Source organism: Mycoplasmopsis bovirhinis, assembly GCF_900660515.1.
GTDB lineage: Bacteria > Bacillota_I > Bacilli_A > Mycoplasmatales > Metamycoplasmataceae > Mycoplasmopsis > Mycoplasmopsis bovirhinis.
This window is the reverse complement of record NZ_LR214972.1, coordinates 831,153-856,110: the sequence shown is the minus strand read 5'-3', so window position 1 is coordinate 856,110 and position 24,958 is coordinate 831,153. Positions and strand designations below refer to the sequence as shown.

Sequence of the window (24,958 nt, the reverse complement as noted above, 5' to 3'; positions counted from 1 at the left end):
TCCGAATTTTCTTTATCTTTAAAAATTATGTTCGTGATCTAAATTATTAAAATTTTCTTCTTTAGTTTTTGTAAGCCAATTCCAGTAATCTTTAAGTAATTTACGGTTATTTTCTAAATTATATAAACTAGGTAAATTTTCATAATAATCGATTGCAAATTCTAAATTATTTAAAAATGAATAAAAACTTAATTCAGAATCTTCAATGGTTGCTTCATTAGCTTCAGGTTTTGAAAAATAAGTCCAAGCTATAAATTCTGATCATTTTGCAAAAATATAGTGATAGTCGTCTTGATTAATGTGAATAAAATTATGGGTAATCAAAGAATTATAATTAAAATTGAAAGTTTGCTCATAACCTAAACATAAAGTTTTAACTATTGGGTTAATTGGATTAGTTAAAATATCTTGAGTATTACCCATTTCTAAAAGTTTATAATCATTAAAAATATAAATTTCAGAATAATAGTTTTTTAAAAATTCAAAATCGCTACTAATAAAAACATAGTTAAAATTATAAACTTTTGATAAATTAACTAAGATACGATTTATTTCAACTTTAAAAGCTTGATTAATTTGCATAACTTCATCACGAACAAAAATAACTTTTAAGTTTTTAAGTGAATAAAATCCAATTTGTAATTTAAAGATAGTTAAATCATCTAATTTGTTTCAAGGAGTAAAAAAATCACTTAAGGATAATGATAGAAGTTTATAAACTTTAATAAAATTTAAAATAGCTAAATACTTTTGTTTAAAACTTCCCTTAGAGGTAGTTTGAGAAGCAAAGAATTTAGATAATTTATCAATATAATCAAAACCAAATTCAACTAAATATAATGCATATTTTAAGGAATTTATTTCGTTAAAATATTTCTTCATTTCATCAGGAACAGGTCGTTTAGATAAAAATTTATAAAAAGTTTTATAAAATTTACTTGGGATTTTTTTATAAATTTTTAAATTATTCAATGATCTTGCTAATTTTAATTCTTTATTTTCTAAAGTTGCTTTGAATAATTCTTCTTCTTTATGATAGTTTCAAGCAAGCTCAGCTTGGTTAAATTTAATTTGCTCACTAAGGTGCAAAATATGATTATTGTATTTTTCGTTAGTTTCTGCAGTTTTATTTAAAGTAGTTTTTAATACTTCTAATTTGTATCTTTCTAAAGCAGTAATAGAATTATTTAAATTATTTAAATTTTCATTAGAAAGATTATAAAAAGAGGTATAAGGAATGTGAAATTCATACTTGATAATTCTTTTTAAAGTTATTAATTCTTTAGGTAACAAACGATTTTTAAACTCTAGATTTAGATTATACTTTTCAAAAAAAATAACAGCTTCTTGGTTAATGTGATTTTCTAAATCAAAAATAATATCGTCATCTAAGTATCAAAATAAATCTTGGTGTTTATACCAAAATCACAAGATTTTTTTTAATAAATATTTTGATTTATATAGATCATAAAGTTTATTGAAATCTTTTTTATTAACCTTAATTTCTTTTTTTATTAACTTTAATTTATATTTAGTTTTCAAAATAATAGAATTAAGAAAGGCTTGATTTTTCTTTTGCAATAATTCTTTATGTTTTTGCAAATATTTTAATTCATAAACTAAATCTTTAAGTTTAAATTGATTATAAACCTTAATTAAGGTTTGTGAATAAATTTTTTTTGATCAATACACATCCTTTGAATTTTGCATAATATCTAATTGCATTAAGGCATTTTGATTTGTAACTAACATTTCTTGTACTTTATAATTATCAATGTTAAATTCCTTAAAAAATTCAATAAAGATATTGGAAATTTCAGTTTCATAATTTTTAATCCAACTATATGCATCTTTGATTAATGCTTCTAGATTATTTTTTTGTTTAGTTTTAAGAATATATTTTTTTTGAAACAAAATTAAAAGACGGTCGTATTCTTTACAAATCGCTTGTAATTTAGTAGTAAAGAAATAAATTTTAGGAAAGAAATAGTTTTTTACACTAGTGATAAATTTAGGACTAAAAATATCATTTGTTTCCTTATTCAAAGTATTTTTAGCAATCAATAAACTTTCTTTTCAATATAAATTAAAAAAGTTCTCATGAGTCATCTTGTTTTTAAAATCTTTTAAATTAATATAAGCTAAATCTTTTAGTGGATTTTTAATTTTAATATCTTTAGGCAAAGTTTGATTATTATAACTAAATAAAAAGACATTTGAATTATGATCTTTTTGTACAAAGTTTCATAAAGTTTCAAATGTTAGATTTTTATTTTGCATAGGTAAGTAAAAAGCGGTTGCTTTTTTATCAAGATAAATTTCAGGAACGTAAATTTCATGTTCTAAGTTTTTAACTTTACTTTTATTGTTTCAAATAATTTTTGAAGTTTTAGGGTTTAAAAAAATATTTGAAAGAATTAATAAATTTTTTTTTGTCATATTTACCTATTTATATGATAAAGCACTATTTTTGTTAATGATGCGGTAAATAATAATATATGAAAAATACACAACAAAGATATTAAACCAAATTTTAATTGGACTAAGTAAGATATGTTGGGTTAATCAAATAAAGACATCTTCTTTGTTTGATCCACCAAATGAAAATAAATCAGCATAAGATAAAATTGGTAAATTAGCTAATTCTAAAATAGCACTAAATGAAATAATTGGCAGTAAGGTGTTGTATAAATGTGCTTTGAATTTAAAACGACCAAAAATCACAAATAACATCATTGATAAACTACCAAATGACATTAAGATAAATAAAATTCGTTTATCTGTAATAAATGAACGATTAATAATATCTTGTGGCGAATAATTAATAATTGATAAAATAATTCCTAATGATAAAGTTAAAATTATAATTGAAACTAATAAATTAATATTCATTAATAAAGAATTGTTTTGTTCTTTATTAATCTGTGAGCGTTTTTGATCATAATTAATGATCTGCAAACTATATTCATGAGCTTTAGCTAAATTACCAAGCAGCTTTGCTTCTTGGTACTTAACTCCTAATAATTTAATTTTATGGTTGATTTTATCAACTTTATACTTAGGGCTAAATGATTCTTTTAAAAAGTACATAAAATAAACACTAAAAACTCCCGGGATAAACCCATTTATACCAGCAGCTACAGTATATAAAAAGTTATAACCAACAGGCGGAACAAATAAAATTGATAAAAAGTCACTAATTAAGCCAACGAATAACCCTGTCCAAGGACCAAAAATAAATCCGGTTATTTTAATTGGCAAACTAATAAATGAAATTTTAAACGAAGGAATAATAACTAATGGCATAATTTGTACAACAACAATAGCAAAACTTACAGATATTGCAATTAAAATTGCCACAAAAGCCATTTTCTTCAAGGTTCACCTTGGAAAAAGTGAAATATCGTTAAAACTAATTTTCATGATTTTATTGGCCATTTTTCTCATGCTTTAATTATACCATTAGTTAAAATAAATTTAAATAATATCACTATTAAAATTTTAATAATAAGATATAATTTACTAAATTAAAAAAAAGGGGGGTTTAGTATAATGGTAGTGCTACAGTCTCCAAAACTGCAAGTAAGGGTTCGATTCCTTTAACCCCCGCCAATATAAAATGTAATAAGTAAGTATGCTATTCTCATGCACAAGCAAGTAAATTTTATTCCGCTTGCTTGTGCATGAGAATATTTTTTTTTAAAAAGTTTAAATTTACTTAGTCTTTTAAATAAACAAAGATTGTAAATAAAATAACTTGTTTTGCATTTAAAAATTCCAAACTTGATTTTTCAATAATTAGTAATATTGTTTGAAGTGTCCTAATTGCATTAGGACACTTATTTTTATAATATTTTTAACCCTCCAAGACAAAACCTTAGTTGAAACTGCAAATAGTGCATTTAATGAATTATCTAATGAAAGTAAAACTAAATTAGCAAGTACTAAAACTTTACTTGATGATTTAGTTGCTCAATTACCTAAACTTGAAACTTTAAAATCACAGCTGCAAACTATTATTGATACTAGAGTTTTAATTCAAGAAGAAAAAACTAAGTTTACAACTTTAGTAAATAATGAGAAAACTTTAAAAGAATATAATAATTTAAAAGATTCTACTTTTGAAGAATACTTTAAGAAAGTTCATGAAGAAATTAAAGCTAAAATTTCTACAGAACTTGGTGACAATCAAGATGCTAAAGATTTAATTGCAAAAGCTGATGAAATCTTTAAAAAGGAAAATTGAACTGACCAAGAAATGAAAGCTTTAGAAGAGCAAATTAAAACAGCTAAAGCTAATAATGCACAATACCAGCTAATTTTTAGTACTTTCACTAAAGAACCTACTGTAGATCAAGAAAATAATAGCATTGTGTTTTATTTGAAATATGACCAGAATAAATTAAATGAATTTGCTTCTAAATTTGTAAAAGTAAAAGTTGTGTTAAACCAAGGTAGTGAAGAATATATACAAGAAACTACAAGACCTATCCAGAATCCTATTTGGCAAGGTAATGACTTAGTAGAAAAATTAGCTATTAGAACAGGTAAAAAAGTTACTTTAGGTAACTACAAAAATCCTCAATATACAGAACAAGGGACAGCAAAAGGGAAAAATGTAACTGATAAAAATTCTTCAGACAATTCTACCAATGCTACAAATACTAATTTCACTGCTACAATTTACTTTAAGGATGAAAATGATAATGAGTATAAATATGCTGTAATAACCTATAAAGCGGATCCAGCTAAAAATAAACAAGCTTCTAGCAATTCTTCTTCTTAATGGAAGTTTTAAAATATACAATTAACCAGCAGATAATTTAAATTATCTGCTGGTTTTAATTAAATCATTTTATATATAAAAATTGCCGCTCAAAAGCTTATTTTTTGATTTCGCTAACAATATTCATAAAACAAAAAAGATAGATTTTATTCTATCTTTTTTTTACTTTATTAATAATGAAGCTTGATCCATTTCTTTTGGTTGTTTAATACCCATATAATCTAAAACTGTTGGAGCAATGTTTGATAATATACCATCTTTAAGTTTAACGCTTTTATCGGTGCAAATTAACATAACTGGGCTGCTAGTATGTTTAGTAGCAGGATTACCTCGCTGATCTTGGGTAATTTCTGCATTACCATGATCTGCTGTAATAAAGACTGTAACATCATTTTTGTTAGCTCATTCTATAACCCTTGCAAATTGGGTATCTAAAAATTCTACTGCTTTAATAGTGGCTTCTAAATCACCAGTATGACCAACCATATCTGGATTAGCATAGTTCATAATGGTTAAATCATAACTCAAAGCATTCTTTAAAAGTTCATCAGTAATTCCTTCTGCAGACATTTGTGGAGCAGAAGCATATGACTCTACTTTTAAAGAATCTACCATAATTCTTTTAGAATTTCTAAATTGTATATCTTTACCACCATCCATAAAGAATGTAACATGAGCATATTTTTGAGTTTCTGCAATACGAAGTTGTGTTTTATTTTCAAGTTCTAAAACTTTTCCAATTGGCATTGGAATATCCATTTCGCTAAAAGCAATAAGGGTATCTAAACCTTCATATTTCATCATTGAAACAAATTTATTGATTTTAACTTGTTTTGGCGCTTTAACATCATATAAATTTGAATTAATAAATAAATGGGTTAATTGACGTGCTCGGTCAGGTCTAAAATTAAAGAAAATAATTGAATCATGATCTTTAACAAAATAATCTTTTGTTAAAGAATTATTGATTGCTGGTTTAAAAAATTCATCTGAGATTTCTTGCTTATATTGATCTTCAACATAAGCAAGAATATCACTATAACTTTCTTTAGTTTCCCCTAAAGTAGCATTATAAGCTTCAAAAACCCTATCAAACATTTTATCACGATCCATGGCATAAAATCTTCCAGAAATTGAAGCTATGTGGTAACCATATTCAGTGCAAATTGCTTGCAATTTGCTTAATGATTCTTTAATTGATCTAGGAGCTACGTCTCTTCCATCGCCAAATACATGTATAGCGACTTTTTTAAGTCCATAGCTATAAGCTGCATGTAATAATTCAAATAAATGATCTTCTAATGAATGAACCCCACCACTAGATAAAAGTCCCATTAAATGCAAGGTAGTATTGTTTTTCAAGACATCTCGAAAAACTTCAACAAAAGCTTTAGTGTCTTTGTATGTACCATCATTTAAAGCTTTTTTAATTAATGATAAGCCAGTATAAACAATGGTACCAGCTCCAATATTTAAATGGCCTACTTCTGAATTACCCATTTGTCCTTCAGGAAGGCCGACAGCTTGTCCTGAAGCTTGAATAAGAGAATTTGGGTAAGAAGCAAATAAATAATCAAAGGTTGGAGTTTTAGCTAAAGCAAACCCATTACCTTGTGTTTGCTCTCTAAGACCTAAACCATCAATAACAATTAAAACTGTTTTTTTCAAATTTCTCCTTATATAATTTTGATTGTAAAATAAGTTATATTATACTAAATAAATAAAAATTATGTTTAAAAATAACCCATTTAAATGAGTTATTTTAAGAATAATTAAAGATATCTTATGCAGCAGCAGCAGCAGCAGGTTCAGTTGTTTTAGTTTTAGGATTATGGATTAGAACTTGGTATTTATATTCATTATCCTGTTCATCTTTAAAGTATATTGTTGCTGTAAATTGAGTTTGTGAGGCTTTTTTTCCTGTAGTTCCTGTAGTTCCTGTAGTTCCTGTAGTTATTTTAAGTTTTACAATAACATTGTTGTGTTCATCTCTTGTAAGTTCACGAATAAAATAACTTGTTTCTTGTTCATAGTTTTGTCCTTCTTGTCTAATAACTACTTTTACCTTAGGGAATTTTTCATTGAATTTATTGATTTGTTCTATATTTTCTTTCAAATAAAACACAATGCTATTATTTTCTTGATCTACAGTAGGTTCTTTAGTGAAAGTACTAAAAATTAGCTGGTATTGTGCATTATTAGCTTTAGCTGTTTTAATTTGCTCTTCTAAAGCTTTCATTTCTTGGTCAGTTCAATTTTCCTTTTTAAAGATTTCATCAGCTTTTGCAATTAAATCTTTAGCATCTTGATTGTCACCAAGTTCTGTAGAAATTTTAGCTTTAATTTCTTCATGAACTTTCTTAAAGTATTCTTCAAAAGTAGAATCTTTTAAATTATTATATTCTTTTAAAGTTTTCTCATTATTTACTAAAGTTGTAAACTTAGTTTTTTCTTCTTGAATTAAAACTCTAGTATCAATAATAGTTTGCAGCTGTGATTTTAAAGTTTCAAGTTTAGGTAATTGAGCAACTAAATCATCAAGTAAAGTTTTAGTACTTGCTAATTTAGTTTTACTTTCATTAGATAATTCATTAAATGCACTATTTGCAGTTTCAACTAAGGTTTTGTCTTGGAGGGTTAAAGCTTCAACAGTAAAGTTTAAAGCAACGCTATGATCAGCATTAAATTTGTTTTCTTGTTCAAGATTTTGAATTTTAACTTTAAGTTCATCTAGTAAGCTTTTTTCACTGCTTAAAAGGTTTTTAATAGCTTGATCAAATTTATCGTATCAATTTAATGCATATTCAACATCACTTTTATCACTAACTTGCACTGAAGCCTTAGATTTAGCTAAAATATTAGCATTATCTTGTTTGAATTTATCAGCTTCTGAAGTATTATGATCATTTAAGGCTTTGGCTGATTCTAAATCGTTAATTTGTTTTCTAAGATCATCTAATAAAGTTTTTTCACTTTGTAATTTTGTAATTCCATCGATAATAGTTCCAACAACTTGACTATAGTTAGTTAAAGCAGCATCAACTGCAGCTTTATCTGAAATAGCTACAGTTGTTTTAGTTTTAGCTAAAGCAGCACTATTATCAGATTTAAACTTAGCAATTTTTTCTAAGTCTTGGATTTGTAAGTTAAGTTGATCCATTTTAACTTTTTCGTTAACTAACTTAGCTTGTTCTTGTGGTGTTAATTGCGCATAAGCACTTAAAGCTGATTGTAATGTTGCTTTATCATTTATTGTAATATTAGCAACAGTTTTAGTTAAAACTGTTTGATTATTTTTCTTAAAATTATCTGCAGGTGTAACTTCATTTGCTTTACCTTTGCTAGTTACTGCAATAATTGCAGCAGTAGCCACAACAGCACCACCAAATGTAAGTCCTCCACCTAATAAGATTCATTGTTTTTTTGTCATTTGTACTCCTGTTTAAATATAAAATTTATTAAATTTAGTAATATATTAATTATTAATTGAATTACTATAAAAAATTATATAGATTTTTCAAAAAAAAAAAAAAAAAACATTATTATTTTAAAATACTTAATAAAGCCTAAAAAAGTAAAACAAACACCGTTTTAAACTGGGAAATTTTTTCCGGACGGTTTTACCTTCCCCAACCATTCCTTTTGGCTTAGCCAAATGGTATGGTTGGGTAAGGTTTTTTATCTTATTTTTTTATAGTTATATCAGTTTATAAATTCTTTAATTTTTTGTGATAATTCAATAAAAGTAAATCTTTTACATGTTTGTTCAAAATTTAGGAAAATCTCGCTTTTAAGAATGGAAAAGAAATACTTGATTTCACGATTATCAAGACTATTGCCAATTCTTGATATTGATATTCTACCTTTTAGGGATTCTATTTTTTAGTATATTCAAGTGATGAGTAAGCAGAACCATGGTCAGAATGTAAAATAAAATAATTTTTAAATTTTGTATTACTGATATTATTCAAAACTAGTTCGGTATCATTTTTAAGTGATAATTCATAGGTCACAAACTTAGTTTTGTGATCAATAATTGCTGATAAATAAATGTGATTCTGTTTAATATCTTTTGGTGCTTGTATGTAGGTTACGACTGTTGCATATATATTATCGTTGCATGAATTATAATCTCTTTTTACTAAATCAGGCACTTTAACACATGTATTTTTAGACTCTTTTGTTTTACGTTTTTGTCTAACAAATGTTTCAATTTAAGCTTTTTCATATAATTTCCTAGGGTTCTAGGATTTATGTCAATATTGTATTCTTGGAAAATATATTTAGCGAGTCTTCTACGTCCATACCTCTCTTTATTTTCAACAAAACTTTGAAAAATTATTTCTTTATGTTTAATCTTTAACTCTTTAGCTTTATGATTATGTTTCAATTTCTCATAATATGTAGATCTTGCTATTAAAAAAATTTTGCTTTCTTTTTTGACGACAGATTTTCAATTTCTTTAATATTTTTAATGTCTGCATCAATATTATTTTCATTAAAAATTCGATAGTAGTATTTTATAACTGCATCTTTTTCATCATCTTTAAGCATATCAATTCATGTATAATCAAGAACTTTCTTTATCTTTCTTAGGTGATTTACCACTTTGAGATTCTATGTTCATATTTAAATTATATAATTTTCTTTTCTTTAACATATTTCTCAGTTATCAAAACAGTAATTTTCAAATTCTGCTTTAGTTATAGTTAAGCTCAAATATTTATCCTATGAGTCAAAAATTTGGACTCATTCTTTAGTCTTTAAATGTCTCATAAATACCTCTTTTTCTCTATATTAAAAATATTCGGATTTTATCCGAATATTTTTTCCCTGTCTATTTTATTAAGTTAATGGTGTTTGTTAAATAAGTTATTTAGCTATTTTTTCTTCGCTTGCTTGCTTTACTTCATTAAAGCTTGCTCCTGCATTAGCTAAAACATAAGCAGCAAAGGTATTTTCAACAAAAGCTCCCTTAGCTACGTAAATTTCTTTGTTTGAAACTAAGTTAGTTATTGCTTGAGCTCCTAAGGTTGCTGAGCCTAAATCTGAATAAATGAAAATTTCATTTATCTCAGAATTTGCTTCAATAGCTTCTAAAATTTGCATTGGCTCAGTCCCTAGTTCTGTTCCTTGGTTTACTCCGCCTAACGCAATAATTTTAATATTATCATTATTAATTGGTAGCATCTTAGTTAAATACTCTTTCAAAGTATTAGCTAAATTATAATAATGACTAATTAAAATAAATAATTTTTTATTCATTATTATAATCCCTTCACTAATGATCTTAAGATAATAGCAGTCGTATAAGCTCCTGGGTCAATTGAACCATAGGAGCGATCTTTAAGATATGAAGCTCTTCCTCTCGTGGCAACCATATCTTTAGTTGCGATCACTAAAGTTTCTAAATATTTTAATAATTCTATTCTAATTGAATCGTTAAACTTAGGGTACTCAAAGACTTTAAGACTAAAAGGTCTTCAAATATCATACATAGTTTTATCATTTAATTTACATTTACCTAAAGTTTCTAAGGTATCTGCAAAACTTTTGGTAAAGTTTTGGAAGGAAGCCCATGAAATTGTTTCTAAATCCTTAAAAGCTTTTGAGCCATTTAAAAACGACATTCCATATAAAGGACCTGAAGCACCCCCTACTTTAGCCATTAAGGTTTTTCCTACTAAGGCAAAATACTGTTCTAAGTTTAAATTATTTGTATCTAAGGCAATTGCGGCTGCAAAGCCCCTAGAAATATTATAACCATGATCGCCATCACCAATGGCTTGGTCTAATTCTGATATATAATCAATTTGGTTAGTCAATTCATCATGAATTGACTTAATTATTTCTTTAGCTTTAGATAAATTTATTTTCAAGTTTTAACCTCTGTTTCCTCTTTTTAATAAATCTTTTAATTCGCTATCTAATTTAAGCAAAGAAAGCGAGATTCCTTGCATTTCTAAGGAAGTCATAAAGTTACCTACTTTAGTTTGGTAAATAGTAATATTCAATGATGCTAAATATTCTAATGCATCATTAGCTGCTATATATAATTCAAGTTCAGGAGTGCCTCCTAAGCCATTAACTAATAAAGCAACTTCTGCATTTTGATAATCAAAATCTTTAAGAATTAAATCAAGCATTTCCTTAATTAATTCTTGTGATCTTTTCATCTTAGTTCTTTTGATTCCTGGCTCACCATGAATTCCAAGACCAAATTCAATTTCATCTCCTGGTAAATTAAAGGATTCTTTACCAGTTGTTGGGATAATTATTGAATTAAGGCTTAATCCAAAACTGCGCACATTATCAACAACTTTTTGTGCCACACGTTTTACTTCACTTAAACCTGCTCCTCTTTGTGCCATTGCCCCAGCAATTTTGTGCACAAAGACTGTTCCAGCTATTCCCCTTCTACCAATAGTTCAAGTTGAATTTTCGACAGCAACATCATCATTAACTAAAACTGTTTCAACTGCTTTGCCACTAGCTTGAGCAAGTTGTTGCGCTATTTCAAAATTAAGTTTATCCCCTGTATAGTTTTTAATGATTAATAAAGTTCCAACTTTTGAATCTAAAGCATTAATTGCTGCTTCAACTTGGTCGGGAGTTGGAGAGGTAAATATTTCTCCTGCAACTGCCGCGCTTAACATACCTTTACCAATATATCCTAGGTGCGATGGTTCATGTCCTGAACCTCCACCTGAAATTAAAGCAACTTTATTTGGGTCATAAGTTTTATCATATAAAACATTATAACCTTCAACTCTTTGTAATTTTGGATTAGTTTTAACTATTCCTTGAAGCATTTGTTCGATAATTGCTTCTTTTTGATTAATAAATTTTTTCACTGTTCCTCTTTAAATAATTTTTAGATAAGCATGAATAAATTTGTGCAAGATTAATGCACAAATTTAATTATATCTTATTTTTTAAACCGCAAGAGCAATTGCTCCAATTATTGCCCCACCAAGCATTGGAGCTAATACTGGTACTCATGAATATGATCAATTAGCACCAACATGTTCTTTTTGTCTTGGACCAAATAAAGTTCTTTCCATTAAAAAGTACACAATTCTTGGACCAAGGTCTCTAGCTGGGTTGATTGCATATCCAGTTGATGACCCTAATGACATACCAATTACCATAACAAGTAAAGCAACTGGAAGTGGACCTTGAGCTCAACTAATTAAAGCAAAGTGTGTGCTTCCTAAAGCTAAGATAACTCCAACAAGTAATAAAGTACCAACTAATTCATAAGCAAAGTTAAAAATAACTGCGTTTTCTTTCACATTATCATAAGCTGGTCCTGTACAGTGAGCTGCACGCACTGAGGATAAATCTGTTTCTTGAATGTGTTTTCAATTAATAAAGTTTAAGATAATTTGCCCAGCCATTGCACCTAAAATTTGCAATGGAATAAATGCTAATTCATGGTAGTTTTTAAACTTACCTGCAAGTAATGAAAAAATTGTTACAGCTGGGTTTAAATGAGCTGGGCCACCCATTGCTATTGCAACTGTTGCAGCAACTAATACTGCAAGACCTCATGCTAAGGCAATAACTACTCATTTTCCTGGTTGGTTAGCAAACATACGTTTTGCAGAAACGCTGTAAACTACTCCATTACCAAAGATAATAAGAATCATTGTTCCAATAAATTCTGATAAATATAACATACGTTTTCCTATTCTAAATCTTTAATTCAATTTAATGTTCGTTTAACTGATTCATTTCAGCCTTTAAGAAGTTTAGCAACTTCTTCTTGGCTAAGCTCTGGTTCAAAAACTTTGTCTGGTAAGTTAAGAGTTTTTACTTCCTCAATGTTTTTCCAATATCCAACAGCTAGTCCAGCAAGGTATGCTGCTCCTAAACCTGTAGTTTCGATATTAGATGGTCTTTGGACTTTAACATTTGAAATTGATGATTGAAACTGCATTAAGTAATTTGATTTTGAAGCTCCACCATCAACTTTTAATGAAATAATGGGTTTTCCTAAATCTTTGGCCATAGCTTGTATTAAATCATTTGATTGGTAAGCAATTGAATCTAAGGTCGTTTTAACTAAATGCTCACGTTTAGTTCCTCTTTCAAGTCCAAAGATTGCACCACGAGAATATGAATCTCAATATGGTGCACCAAGACCAGTAAATGAAGGAACTAAGTAAACTCTTTGGTCATCTTTAACTAATGAAGCAAAGAAGTCTGATTCAGCGGCATCGTAAATAATTTTAATTGAATCTCTTAATCATTTTATTGCTGCGCCAGCAATAAAGACTGATCCTTCTAGGGCATAAACAGTTGGTTGGTTACCAAGTTTTCATGCAATAGTAGTTAAAAGTTTATTTTGTGATTTAATAGCAGTTGTACCGGTATTAACTAAAGTAAAACATCCTGTTCCGTAAGTATTTTTTACCATACCTACTTCAGTACACATTTGACCAAATAAAGCAGATTGTTGGTCACCAGCTACTCCGGTAATTGGCACTTTACCAAGTGCTTTATTTGACCATAAGGTTGGTTTAACATAACCATAATGTTCAGAAGAAGATTTTACTTCCGGTAAAATTGAGCGAGGAATTTCAAATAAATCTAAAATTTCTTGGTCTCAATCTAAAGTGTGAATATTATAAAGCATTGTTCTTGAAGCATTAGATACATCAGTTGCATGTACTAATCCATCAGTTAATTTTCAAATTAACCATGTATCAATTGTTCCGGCTAATAATTTACCTTGGGCAAGTTTTTCCTGTGCCTCTGGAACATTTTTTAAAATTCAACGAATTTTAGTTCCGCTAAAATATGGATTAATAATTAAACCTGTTTTAGCGGTAATTTTTTCGTTTCATTCTGTTGACAATAAAGTATCACAATATTCAGAAGTTCTACGATCTTGCCAAACAATAGCATTGTATACTGGTAAGCCAGTTTCTTTATCTCATAAAACAATTGTTTCTCTTTGGTTAGTAATTCCTAAAGCAGCAATATCATGTGATTTAATTTTTGCTTTATGCTTTGCGCTTTGCATTGTTGATAATTGCACATTTCAAATTTGAAGTGGATCGTGTTCTACTCATCCTGATTTAGGGAAGTGTTGATCAAACTCCACTTGACTACTTGCCACAATTTGCCCTTCATGATTAATAATTAAACTACGGCATGAAGTAGTACCTGAGTCTAAGGTAATAACATATTTATTTTGCATTTAAACTCCTTAAAATTTAATTTTAAATTTTGGATTATAATTTGGATCTTTTTCCAAGGTTAATCCAGCTTCTTGTACTAATTTTGCAATTTCTAGTGCAATAGCTGGGGCTGAGGCGATAGCAGGAGATTGCATTCCTGCAGCATTAATGAATTTTTTATTATCTTTAGCTGAACGTATCACAAAGTCATTAGTTTCAATGTCAATTGGACGAGAGCCAGCTAAAGTCATTTCGGTTTTATCCATTCTAATTGACGGAATAATTTCTTTTCCAATTTGACCAATATATTCAAATTTTTCTTTAGTGACTAATCTAGTTTCTTCTTTTGGCACATTTTCTTGTGCTGTTGGCCCTACTAAAATTCTTCCATCAAGCATAGGAGCAACAATTACTCCCTTTCCGTGAATTGTTGGAACTTTGAAACAAATTGAATTAACAATTCCTGCTTCAGAACGAGATAAAATTCGATATTCACCGCGGCGAGTAGTTTGTTTAAAATCACCATATCCTGCTTTTTCAGCTAATACATCAGCATAATGACCAGCAGCATTAATAACTACTTTTGCAATGATATTTTCACCATTAGCTAAAGCAATATTAAATTCATCATTTATATATTTAATATCTGTTACTTTAGCATTAGTTCTTAATTCTGTGCCATTTTGCTCACTTGCTCCCATAAAAGCATAAGTTGCTCTTACTGGATCAATGGCATACGAGCTAGTACATAATAATGCACCAACAACTTTAGGATTGACATTTGGTTCCCGTCTCAATACTTCTTCTTTGTCAATAACTTGCAAGAATTCTTTTGGAACTTTATTTGTTAAACCTCTTTCATAAAGCATGTGCACATGATCCATTTCCTCTTGGTTAAAAGCTAAAATAAGCGAATCAACTTTTACATGGGGAAAAGTTAAATCTTTAAAAATTTTTTCACGTCAAAGTTGGTTACCAAGCACATTTAAACGTGCCTCAATTTTGTGTGGTTCAGGGTCAAAACCTCCATGGATTGCTCCTGAATTACCCTTGGATGTTTCATCCGCAAAGATTGGATTTTTTTCTAGTAAAGTGGTTTTAAGTTTGTATTGTGAAAGCTCATAGGCAATAGCCCCACCAATAATTCCTCCACCAACAATTACTATGTCGTATTTGTTTTGCATATATCTCCATAAATTAAAATTGATTATATTTAAAATAGGTGTATGTAAGTATATATTTAAATTTAGAGTTGAAAGTTACATACATTTTAATTATTACATATTTTTTACTGAAAACTCTAACAAAACACTTATAGTTGACTAGTCATCTGAAAATAATTTCCACATTTTTATGCATATTTTAAGGTTTAAATATCTAAAAACTAAGAAAATTAAAGAAAAAACTAGCATATGATAGTTTTTGTTATTTTGACATTTTTTCTAAACGTTTGTTAAATTTATCAATTCTTCCGGTAGCTTTTACTTGGGTTCTATTTCCAGTAAATACAGCATGGCAACCTGAGCAAACATCAACTGAAAAGTTTTTTCTTACTGATTTAAAAACAAATTTAGTTGCACATGTAGAACAAGCAATTTGCACTTCATGATATTCTGGGTGAAGATTCTTTTTCATAATATTCCTTATTAATTATTATTTTGAGTAGAACTCAACAATCAAGGCATCTTTGATTTCTTGATGAATTTCAGTTCTTTCTGGTAATCTATCTAATTTAAAGGCAAAATCTTTTCTAGTTAATCATGCAGCTGCTTCTTTAGTTTGTAAAGCTTCAACAATTTGTTTGTTTGCACGTGATTTTTCTTTTAATTCAATTGTATCACCTAATGATACTAAAATTGAAGGAATGTTTGCTTTTTTACCATTTAAAGTGAAGTGTCCGTGGTTAACTAATTGACGAGCTTGTCTTCTAGTTGTTGCAAAACCAGCTCTATAAACTAAGTTATCTAAACGTATTTCTAATAATTGAAGTAAGTTTGTACCAGTAACACCTTTTAATTTAGTAGCCTTTTGGAAAGTTTTACGTAATTGTTTTTCGCTTACACCAAATAAATGTTTTACCTTTTGTTTTTCATATAAGTGTAAACCGTAATCTGATAATTTAACTCTACGTGTCCCATGTTGTCCAGGAGCATATGTTCTTTTTTTCCCTTTAGCGAATTCTTTTCCGCTTTCAAGAATTGAGAAACCTAGACGACGAGATTTTTTAAATACAGGTCCTGTATATCTTGACATATTATTTCCTCTTTTCTATTGTGCACTATTTTAAGAGGGCTCATTTCTACTTTAAATTAATTTTAACTTAATGTGTTCAATTAAATTCAGCTTCTTTACTAACAAAATTAGCACGTTAAAATTAGGTTTAACCCTTAAAGTATAATAAGCTGCTGTTTATAATGCTTTGCTATTATAACATAATTTATAGTATTGTTAAATAAGTTTTTAAGAGTTATTTTAACTTTTCTGAACTATAAAATTAGTGCTCTTCTTTAGAGTTCAAATTTCTTTTTTTATTTATCTTGCGATAAGATTTTAAGTTAATTAAAACTAAATTATATGGAAAGATACTTAAAAAATAATGGTATTGTTCTTTTGTTGCAAAGATATCATTATCAAATTGATCATAATTAATTTCATGAATAAAACTATTAAAAACAAATCACGAACAATATATAAATAATCTCTTAGTTTGCTTTTTAGTAAAATTAAGTTTTTTTAAAAAATAATCATTTGGTTCAAAATAATTTTGATCTGGTAAATTTTTATTTTCTTCTCTTCATTGATCAATTTTATCCAAATTAATTCATAAAATAATTCAACGATTAAAATAAACTGAATAAAAATAAATACTCACTAAAACTAACAAAACTATTATTAAAACATACGTTATGATAATAATAGTTTCATTGACTTCTAATAATCTTAAAAAATTCATCATAACATCACTAAAAAATAGTAATGAAGCCATTATCAAACCATGAATTCTCCAAAGTCAATTCAAAGTTATTACATTTTTGCGGTAGCTAAGTTCATATTTTTCAAAAATTTTATGCACAGCGTCAAAAAATCAATCTTCAAGCTTAAGTCTTCGTCTTTGAAAATATTTTTGGGTGTACTCTGTTGATATAAAAAATAAATTTGCTTGGCCAATAAGGTTGCTTCTTGAATTTTTAATATAAATAAATAAAAAAATACTTAAAATTAACCATATTAGAAATAAAATAAACCAAAAAGCAAACATGATCGCATATTTCATCTTTAAAACCTTTTACTTTCTTTCTTTATATATAAAGTATTTTTTAGCTTTATTATCACAAATCATTGATCAAGGAAGAATTTGCTTAAAATATGCTCACTCTTGTTTTGTAGTAAAAATATTTTCATTGACATTTTTATATTTTAAATTATTTGTAAATTTATAGCATTTACCTTGTTCAATTAAAAATAATTTTGATGGTAAATTATCTAAATTATTTAAAACAAGACTTAGTTCTCTTGTATCATCTAATTCTTGGTTAAAGGTTTTTCACTTTGTATATAATTTTTTAAAATGGAAACTTGAAATAATAAATTTATTAGTATTAAACTTATAAATAAATAAAAATATTACACCTGTACAAAGAGTTCCAATAAATACAGTTATGCTTTGATTTAAATAATGATCTTTACTAAGGTAAACAACATGCATTATTGCATAAACATATAGTAAAATAAAAATTAACAAGATAAATTGGTCTCAAAAGCGTAATCTTTTGAATTTTAGCGATGCTAAATAATCTTGGTATTCATCGTGTAATAAATCAATAACTTTAAAATATTTTTGCTTTATTTTTATTTTATTTTCCATAAAAAATTTAATTGTATTACCATTAAATAAATTATAAATATGGAAAAAAGGTAATTTTCACTTACGAAATTTAAAAGTTTTATACCAAATATAAAAGATAGTTAATAAAACAAGTAATGCAGATGTTAAAATAGTATTTCAAAGAGGTGGTCGAAACATAAATCAAAGAAAACTATCAAGTAATGATCCTGGTTTAAAATCAGTTGATTCATTAATTTTAAAAAAAATTTGTGAAAGCATTTTTTCCTTTTATTTATCTAAATTTTTAATAAAGTTTTGAGTAACTTTTGTTGCATTTATTTTAATGGTGTTATAAGGCAATACCATTAAAAAATATAAATATTGTTCATAAGAAGCAAAATACTCTTTAGCTTCATTATTATAAGCAATCTTAAATTTAAAGAAATATCAAAATTTTTGGTCTCTCGAAATCAAAAAATTTCTTGGTTTTGGTTTGTTTGAAATTTCCTTAAGTTCGGGCAATGAAATAAAAATTTTTTCATTGCTAAAATCTTTGTTTTTGTTTTTCCATCTTTCAATATTATTAACACTTAACTCTGTTATTGCTAAATATTTTCAGTAAATGATTCTTAAAATTCATGCTGAAAATATAAAAGTGAATAAAAGCAATAAATAAAAAACTAAGCCTAAAACTAAAAAAGTTCCAAAATATTCAGCATTTGGAGTAATAAATTCAAAATATGCTATAGGTATTAAAAAACTAAAGAAGATAATTGCTAAAAAAATTATAATGTTTGCATTTTGGAAGTAATTTAGTGAAATTTCTATTTTTTATATTTTAGCTTTTGGTCATTAAAGATTTTTATTAAAGCTTCAAAATAAAAATCCTCTAATTTTATTTCTTTTTTAATGTAGTAATTTTGAGTTTCTTTTTTTGCTATAAAAAATAAATTTGGAAAAAAGTGGATATTGTTCTTATGATTTATTTTTAAATATAAAAAAATATACAAAATTAACAATAATCATAATATAAATAATATAATTCAAACACTAAGAATAAGTTCAAATCTCATTTTTAACCTAAATTATCTTCTAGCAATTTGTTGCTATGTTTACTTCTAAGATATTCATATGAATATCTTAGGTTGTTCTTAGTTACAGTTCTTCTAACTTTTATTAAAGTATAACTTTCCAGTTCATACTTACTCATAGAAAGCATTTCTTTTCTACTAAAAATTTTGCCATCTATTAGTCGTTTAAAAAACACATTAGTTCCCCCTGTTCCACCACTTTTATAAGCATAGTTTTGTCTAGTCTCAGAAACTACAACTACTTTATTTAGTTTTTTAAAATTAACTCATTGGTCATTATAGTTTTTTCTCATTAATTCAATTTGTTTTGCTTCTGACAACAAATTCTTTAGTTCCTGCTCATCACCATCAAGTTGAACAGAATTTTTAACAAGGCCTAAAAAGTCATATCCAAAACTAAAATAACTAAAACCTTTTGATAAAGTTTTTGCAAAAATAGAATTTGCAATTTGTTTTTTACCAGCAAGTTGAATCATTGATACTGCTAAATCTAGTCCTAATTTAGCAGTATCAGTAATTACATCATTAAAGTTTCCTTTTTCTAATTTACCCAATAATTCTAATTGCTTTTTTATAGCATTAATTTTAATTTTTCGATATTCTTTTATGGCGCTAAGCAAAATTGCTAGAGCTCCAGCTGATGCAGCAGCAAAAGCTAATGGCGGCACAAAAAAAGCAATAAAGCTACTAAAAACAGCGAGAGCGCTTAGTGTAACAATGGCAACTTGTATATTTCTATTTATTTGTTTTTCTTCAAATAATTTTGTTTGTAGCTCAGATTTTACTTTAAAAAGTTTTTGATATTTTTCTAAGAGTATATGTATAACTTTAGAAGTACCTGGGTCATTATTTATATAAGTATTATATTGTGTTAAAAGACGTTCTGGTGCTTTTTGTAGTTCTTTTGCAACTTTCGTAGTCTTAACTTCTTTTGAAATTTTAACTAACTCATTATTGTATTTTTCAACTAAATTTGATTTTTTTAAAAATGATTTTACATGTTTGTTAGTTAATAGTTTGTTACTTTTTTCTAAATCCAGATTATCAGTTACTTTAGTTAAAAAAGTATGTTTTATTTTGTGATTTTTTTCAGTATTTTTGGTTTGTGATAAATCATTAATATGATCATAATCTTTTAAAGTAGTCTGAACAGTTAGCAAAACATTATTAACTAAATTAGTTTGACTTTGCTCTGAAATATTGCTTTCTTGGATTCTTTGTGTATTAGTAGCAACACTAGTAACAGCACCAAAATTAGCAACCTGGATTATATCTAAATTAGAAATTAAAGCTTTTTTAAAATTCATTTATTATTACCCTACCTGTTTTATTTCACGTCAAGAGATCTAATGGCATAATTTTATTAAAATATTCAAAATCATCTAAAGTTTTAAAGATATTTTGATTTGAATTTTTATATTTCCAATTTATCTTAACTTTAATTAATTTATTTGATAAGTCTTTAAAAAATAATTTTTTATTTGTATTATAAATAGTTAATAATTTATCATTATATATATTTAAAAAATTACATTTTATATCTAACTTAGAATTAAATACTTCTCACTCTTTAAGTTTTTGTTTATAATCCACATCTTCAATAACATACTTTTTAATATTTATTTTAATTAAAATAATGTAATAGATAAAGTTTAATGTAGGTGTTAAAAGAAATATAATAATGCTTGTTATATAATATTCAACATTAATAATAAATAAACTTAAAATTATATTTAAAACACTATTAATTCAAATAAATAAGGTCAAGATATTTTCTGAACTAATAAAGTTTATAGTCTTCTTTCAATATACTTGATTTAAAAATTTATTATAATCTTCTAAGACTAAGTTTATTATTTCAAAATATTTATGATCTATTTTTAGTTTATTTTTAATAAAAAAACTTTTTGTATTTCCATTCAAAATATTGTAAATGTGAAAAAATGGTAATTTAAACTTAGTTATCAATAAATATTTTTTGGTAAGTGAAAATATGATAAGTAAAGCGAGAATAATAGTTACACTAATTAAAACTGTATCTGAATAATCATATTTTAATAAAATTCAAAAATTATTTGGATCATTGCTTCACGTACTTTTAGGTCCAAAATTAATAAAATTTGAAGCTCGAAAAATTCCTTTGTACAAAATAACTCCTAACTTTATTTATTATACTATATTTCAATTTAACAACATAAAGTATCATGTTCATAAATTCGCTAAAAATATAAACCCCTCCTAGATTCACATTATCTAGAAGGGGTTTTGTTATTAAGTCTAAAAAGCAAAATTTATTATAAATAATGTTTAAATTATGTGTTATATCATTTAGTAACTTTATCACTAAAGTATGTAGGCTTTGTTTATCACTTGAAATATTTTATTGTATTTGAATATGTAAATTGTTTTTAATTAAGAATGCTTCGCAAATATTAGATGCTTTATTAAATATGCAACAGGTATTCATTAAGTTAATTCATCATGATCTTAATAAGCACTAATTCAATTTATTTTTAGTATATTATTTTCATAAATAGGAATTATAAATCATGCTTTAGAAGTTTTAATATTATTAGTACTAGGTATAATAAAAATATAATTATTTTTAGAACTTCGTATGCATCTTGGTATTTAAATGCAATTCATAAAATAAGTTTTAATACCTTTGTTGAATAACTAGCTAGTTTAATTTAATTCTTTAAATCTTTTTATAATATAAGTATCAAATTCATCCTCAGTTTCAAATTCTTATAAAATTAGTTGCTCTATAGCAATAATTCTTTATATCTTCTAAATAAAGAGGATAATTATCAAAGAAAGTTCTATTAAATGTATCTATGTTTAGTTGCATATATTAATATTTTTATATAACATCATTATCTTCTAATTATTCTTTTAGTACAAAGGTAACTAGTTTATAAATATTTTTATATTTAAGAAAAAGTTTATCATACATTTGTTAAATTTGATTTTTAATAAATGTTAAAGAGCAAGAAAATGTAGTTAAAGGTAAATTTATAAAAACTAACCTAGTTAAATAGGTTAGAAATTTTTTTCATTATCATATTTATATTCAGAACTAAAATTAGATTTTAATTAATATGTAATTTAAACTAAAATGTTTTAAAGAAATCAAATGATACTTTTTTAGAATTTAGTTTAATTTTATCATAAGGTAAAATAGCTGAAAAATACAAGTATTTTTCTGGTGTATCAAAAATTTCTTTAACTACTACTTGATAATTTATTTGATAACTAAAACAACCTCTAAATAAACTTTTATTTGCAATTTTAATTTTTTGAGGATTTTGAAATTTTTGGTGATATATACTTTTTAGCTCTTCTAAAGTAATAAAATTATTACCAGAAAGTTTGTCATTAGTTCTTTTTCAATTTTGAATCAAAGCTCAATCAATTTGTAAAATTCTATAAGTAGTATAATAATCATTATTTAAATACATTGTTTTCAAAATAAGTATAATAATAAAAAAACCAAAGATAGAAATTCCAACAATATATCCTAAAGATAAATGTTCCAAAACAAAAATAATAAAGTAACTGAAAAATACTACTAAAAGGCCAGTCATAGGATAAATTGTTTTAATTACATATAAGAGTTTGAGTTTTCTTTGATAAAAGTATTTGTATTGGTCAATAATAGATTCCAAAAATTCAAAAAATCAATCTTCAAGTTTAAGTGCATTCTTCTCGAAATACCCTTGAGTATCTTTAGTTGCAATAAAGTATAAATTAGCAGTTAGTAAGTTTAAATATCTTGTTTTTTTGTATTGATATATAACAAAAATACTAACTAAAATTCATATGATAATCAAAAAAATTCAAATAACAATCATTGAGACAAAAAACATTTTTATCCTAAGTTATCATTTAAGGTTTTATTGCTCTTTTTGCTTCTTATATACTAGTATGAATAAGTTTTATTATTTTTTGTAACGGTTCTTTTAACTTTTATTAAATTATAACTAGCTAATTCATATTTGCTCATAGCAAGCATTTGCTTACGGGTAAAGATTTTCCCATCAATTAGACGCTTGAATATCATATTGGTTCCTCCAGTGCCACCATCTTGGTATGCTTTAATTTGCGGTGTTTCTGAAACAACAACTATTTTATTTAATTTCTTAAATTCTTCTCACTGAGCAGTGTTTTCTTTTTTTAAGTCTTGAAGCTGTGTCTTTTTATCAAAAATTCTTCTTAAATCATCGTAATCTTTTTTTAGATCTTCGAATGATTGAAAAAGTGAAACTATATCATAACTTATGCTAAGGCCAGATAGAATGTTTTCTCCTGCTTTTGTTAAAACTTTTGAAGTTAATTCATAAGCGGTATTAATTTGATTAACTATTAAATAAACATCAAGAGACATTTTAGCAGTAGTTTTTAATGTCTCGTTATAAGAAGTTGTATTAATTTGTTCAAGTCATTTTAAACTTTGGTGAATTGAATTAGCTCTTGTGACATTATAATCTCTAATATAGCCTAAAGCCCAAGCTAAAGTGCTAAAACAAGCACTAACAAGAGCCGAAACAGGAAACAAGAAAGCCAAAATACTAGATACAACTACTAAAGCCGTTAGAGTTACAATAGCTATATTATAAATTTTAATTATTTATTGTTCATTTCTTAGTTGTGAATGTAAGAATTTTTGTTCTTTCAAGAGTTCAAATTGCCTTTGATACATTACATTAATTACTTTTGAAGTATTTTGATCATTATTAATTGTTCAATTTTCTTCGGTTTTTATTTGTTTTGGAACAGTATATATTTTAGTTACTCTAGGTTTTTCTCGAAGATTCTTTTTTAATTCAGTATTGTATTTCTCTAAAAAATTAGCTTTATAAATTAAAGCTTTAGGAGTCAAATCAATTTGATTATTATTTTTAATTCGCACTTGAAATTGTGAAATAACATTCTCTATTAAGATTGTTTTAGTTCGTTTGAAGCACGATTAGAACTATGATCAAGCAAAGCTTATAGGTTTCTGGGATTTTGATTAACTAAATCTTGAATTGAGTTTTGTATCGTAGGTATTAAATTATTTAAAAATTCTTGTTCGTTGAAATTAGTTTTCAAATTGATATTTTCTATTTTTGCTGTGTTAGTTACACTAGTTGCAGTTGCAAAATTTGTAACTTGAATAATATCTAAATTTGAAATAAAAGCTTTTTTTAATTTCATATTGCCTTATCACTTTCTTTTGTTTTATAAATTTTATCTCATGGCAGTAAGTATAAAAATTCCAAATAAGATAGTTGAGTTTTAAAAATTTCTGGGTCATAATTATTTGTGTTTAAGTTAAGTGTAAAATGAAACTTTTGATTCAAATGATTTTTAATAAATATCTTAACTTTTGTTTTATTAAACACATTATTAGGCATTATTATTTGATTTCATTCTTTAAATTCAGTTAAATTATTATTTAGTAACTTTCATTCTTGTAGTGACTCGTAAATTTTTATATTTTTAATTAAAAACTTATTATTATATTTTTTATAAGCAAGGACTATGTAAATAAAATACATAATACATATTATTAGGATAAGTAGATGTTGGGCAACATACTGTCCTTCGTAACTAAAGTTGATTAAAACAACACCAGCAGAAGTAATTGTAGTTAAAACAAACATAACTGAAGTATCAGTTTTTCTTATACTATTATCATTTATTTTCTCAAGGTATTTATCATATTTGCGAATAAGATTTTTAATTATTTCAAAATTTTCTGGAGGAAGTTTAATTTTATTTTTAATAAAGAAATCTTTTGTAGATCCGTTAAGTAAATTATAAATATGTAATAATGGAAGTTTTTGCTTTTTCAAATCAAGATAGTAATTTAAATAATAAAATATTAAAGATGACAACATAAGCAAAATAAAAACTGTAACTATTAAATAGGTATAATTAAAAAGATATATAAATTCTTCTTTGTCCAACCAATGTCATTTGCCAAAATTAATAAATGCATAACTAGGTCCTTGTGATATTTGACTCCTTTACAATAAATTTACGTTATTAAATATATTTAATAAATTGCTCGTATTATACC

General features: G+C 26.0%; 26 protein-coding genes and 1 tRNA gene. 2 read left to right on the top strand and 25 right to left on the bottom strand.

From position 1 onward, the window contains the following. Positions 1 to 18 precede the first annotated feature (18 nt). Positions 19 to 2,439: an MAG1360 family OppF-related protein gene (locus tag EXC44_RS03605; protein WP_129621863.1), complete on the bottom strand. Its 2,421-nt coding sequence runs from the start codon at positions 2,437 to 2,439 to the stop codon at positions 19 to 21. 6 nt (positions 2,440 to 2,445) lie between these two features. Beyond that, positions 2,446 to 3,447: a folate family ECF transporter S component gene (locus EXC44_RS03600; protein WP_120161435.1), complete on the bottom strand. Its 1,002-nt coding sequence runs from the start codon at positions 3,445 to 3,447 to the stop codon at positions 2,446 to 2,448. A gap of 91 nt (positions 3,448 to 3,538) precedes the next feature. Here EXC44_RS03600 and EXC44_RS03595 point away from each other — a divergent pair. Continuing rightward, a tRNA-Trp gene (locus tag EXC44_RS03595) sits at positions 3,539 to 3,612 on the top strand. Positions 3,613 to 3,811: 199 nt separating this feature from the next. Further along, a complete protein-coding gene (locus EXC44_RS03590) occupies positions 3,812 to 4,786 on the top strand; it encodes a hypothetical protein (protein ID WP_129621862.1) in 975 nt (324 codons plus the stop codon). Positions 4,787 to 4,948: 162 nt separating this feature from the next. Here EXC44_RS03590 and gpmI read toward each other — a convergent pair whose 3' ends face one another. The 23 genes from gpmI to EXC44_RS03485 form a co-directional block, all read right to left on the bottom strand. Beyond that, a complete protein-coding gene (gene gpmI / locus EXC44_RS03585) occupies positions 4,949 to 6,454 on the bottom strand; it encodes a 2,3-bisphosphoglycerate-independent phosphoglycerate mutase (protein WP_129621861.1) in 1,506 nt (501 codons plus the stop codon). A 115-nt stretch (positions 6,455 to 6,569) separates the two neighbouring features. Beyond that, positions 6,570 to 8,216, bottom strand: coding sequence for a hypothetical protein (locus tag EXC44_RS03580; RefSeq protein ID WP_129621860.1), 1,647 nt, complete (start codon positions 8,214 to 8,216; stop codon positions 6,570 to 6,572). Between the two features lie 445 nt (positions 8,217 to 8,661). Further along, entirely contained in the window at positions 8,662 to 8,940 is a 279-nt protein-coding gene (locus EXC44_RS04020; protein ID WP_223213757.1) for a hypothetical protein, read from the bottom strand. After that, complete coding sequence (locus tag EXC44_RS04095) at positions 8,928 to 9,176, bottom strand: IS3 family transposase (protein WP_334295155.1); 249 nt, start codon at positions 9,174 to 9,176, stop codon at positions 8,928 to 8,930. Before EXC44_RS04095 ends, EXC44_RS04020 begins: the two co-directional genes overlap by 13 nt. A 26-nt stretch (positions 9,177 to 9,202) precedes the next feature. Further along, positions 9,203 to 9,394: a hypothetical protein gene (locus EXC44_RS04015; protein ID WP_223213756.1), complete on the bottom strand. Its 192-nt coding sequence runs from the start codon at positions 9,392 to 9,394 to the stop codon at positions 9,203 to 9,205. A 264-nt stretch (positions 9,395 to 9,658) separates the two neighbouring features. Further along, positions 9,659 to 10,051, bottom strand: a complete 393-nt coding sequence (locus tag EXC44_RS03570) for a PTS-dependent dihydroxyacetone kinase phosphotransferase subunit DhaM (protein WP_120161444.1) — start codon at positions 10,049 to 10,051, stop codon at positions 9,659 to 9,661. 2 nt (positions 10,052 to 10,053) lie between these two features. Then, the gene (gene dhaL, locus EXC44_RS03565) at positions 10,054 to 10,665 is read right to left on the bottom strand and encodes a dihydroxyacetone kinase subunit DhaL (RefSeq protein ID WP_129621859.1); all 612 of its coding nucleotides are present in this window, start codon (positions 10,663 to 10,665) and stop codon (positions 10,054 to 10,056) included. Between the two features lie 3 nt (positions 10,666 to 10,668). Then, the gene (gene dhaK / locus EXC44_RS03560) at positions 10,669 to 11,640 is read right to left on the bottom strand and encodes a dihydroxyacetone kinase subunit DhaK (RefSeq protein ID WP_129621858.1); all 972 of its coding nucleotides are present in this window, start codon (positions 11,638 to 11,640) and stop codon (positions 10,669 to 10,671) included. An 81-nt stretch (positions 11,641 to 11,721) separates the two neighbouring features. Further along, positions 11,722 to 12,468: an MIP/aquaporin family protein gene (locus tag EXC44_RS03555; protein ID WP_129621857.1), complete on the bottom strand. Its 747-nt coding sequence runs from the start codon at positions 12,466 to 12,468 to the stop codon at positions 11,722 to 11,724. A gap of 8 nt (positions 12,469 to 12,476) precedes the next feature. Further along, a complete protein-coding gene (gene glpK / locus EXC44_RS03550) occupies positions 12,477 to 13,994 on the bottom strand; it encodes a glycerol kinase GlpK (protein WP_129621856.1) in 1,518 nt (505 codons plus the stop codon). 9 nt (positions 13,995 to 14,003) lie between these two features. Beyond that, on the bottom strand, positions 14,004 to 15,158 hold the full coding sequence (gene glpO / locus EXC44_RS03545) for a type 2 glycerol-3-phosphate oxidase (protein WP_129621855.1): 1,155 nt from the start codon (positions 15,156 to 15,158) through the stop codon (positions 14,004 to 14,006). A 241-nt stretch (positions 15,159 to 15,399) separates the two neighbouring features. Continuing rightward, positions 15,400 to 15,609 (bottom strand): 50S ribosomal protein L31, encoded by a 210-nt coding sequence (rpmE, locus tag EXC44_RS03540; protein WP_099309488.1) that lies wholly within the window; start codon positions 15,607 to 15,609, stop codon positions 15,400 to 15,402. Positions 15,610 to 15,627: 18 nt separating this feature from the next. Next, positions 15,628 to 16,227 (bottom strand): 30S ribosomal protein S4, encoded by a 600-nt coding sequence (gene rpsD / locus EXC44_RS03535; RefSeq protein WP_120161458.1) that lies wholly within the window; start codon positions 16,225 to 16,227, stop codon positions 15,628 to 15,630. A 241-nt stretch (positions 16,228 to 16,468) separates the two neighbouring features. Then, entirely contained in the window at positions 16,469 to 17,248 is a 780-nt protein-coding gene (locus tag EXC44_RS03530; RefSeq protein ID WP_129621854.1) for a hypothetical protein, read from the bottom strand. Positions 17,249 to 17,260: 12 nt separating this feature from the next. Further along, positions 17,261 to 18,079, bottom strand: a complete 819-nt coding sequence (locus EXC44_RS03525) for a hypothetical protein (protein WP_129621853.1) — start codon at positions 18,077 to 18,079, stop codon at positions 17,261 to 17,263. Positions 18,080 to 18,088: 9 nt separating this feature from the next. Then, positions 18,089 to 18,469, bottom strand: coding sequence for a hypothetical protein (locus EXC44_RS03520; protein ID WP_129621852.1), 381 nt, complete (start codon positions 18,467 to 18,469; stop codon positions 18,089 to 18,091). Between the two features lie 406 nt (positions 18,470 to 18,875). Then, on the bottom strand, positions 18,876 to 20,198 hold the full coding sequence (locus EXC44_RS03515) for a hypothetical protein (protein WP_129621851.1): 1,323 nt from the start codon (positions 20,196 to 20,198) through the stop codon (positions 18,876 to 18,878). Then, positions 20,188 to 21,039, bottom strand: a complete 852-nt coding sequence (locus EXC44_RS03510) for a hypothetical protein (RefSeq protein ID WP_129621850.1) — start codon at positions 21,037 to 21,039, stop codon at positions 20,188 to 20,190. The genes EXC44_RS03515 and EXC44_RS03510 overlap by 11 nt, the downstream gene beginning before the upstream one ends. A gap of 965 nt (positions 21,040 to 22,004) precedes the next feature. Then, the gene (locus EXC44_RS03505; protein ID WP_129621849.1) at positions 22,005 to 22,760 is read right to left on the bottom strand and encodes a hypothetical protein; all 756 of its coding nucleotides are present in this window, start codon (positions 22,758 to 22,760) and stop codon (positions 22,005 to 22,007) included. 53 nt (positions 22,761 to 22,813) lie between these two features. Beyond that, complete coding sequence (locus tag EXC44_RS03500) at positions 22,814 to 23,458, bottom strand: hypothetical protein (protein WP_129621848.1); 645 nt, start codon at positions 23,456 to 23,458, stop codon at positions 22,814 to 22,816. Between the two features lie 63 nt (positions 23,459 to 23,521). Continuing rightward, positions 23,522 to 23,803 carry a hypothetical protein gene (locus tag EXC44_RS03495; RefSeq protein ID WP_129621847.1) on the bottom strand — a complete coding sequence of 94 codons (282 nt, stop codon included), beginning with the start codon at positions 23,801 to 23,803 and terminating at the stop codon, positions 23,522 to 23,524. 80 nt (positions 23,804 to 23,883) lie between these two features. Beyond that, complete coding sequence (locus EXC44_RS03490; protein WP_129621846.1) at positions 23,884 to 24,090, bottom strand: hypothetical protein; 207 nt, start codon at positions 24,088 to 24,090, stop codon at positions 23,884 to 23,886. Then, positions 24,081 to 24,731, bottom strand: coding sequence for a hypothetical protein (locus EXC44_RS03485; RefSeq protein ID WP_129621845.1), 651 nt, complete (start codon positions 24,729 to 24,731; stop codon positions 24,081 to 24,083). Before EXC44_RS03485 ends, EXC44_RS03490 begins: the two co-directional genes overlap by 10 nt. Between the last annotated feature and the right edge of the window lie 227 nt (positions 24,732 to 24,958).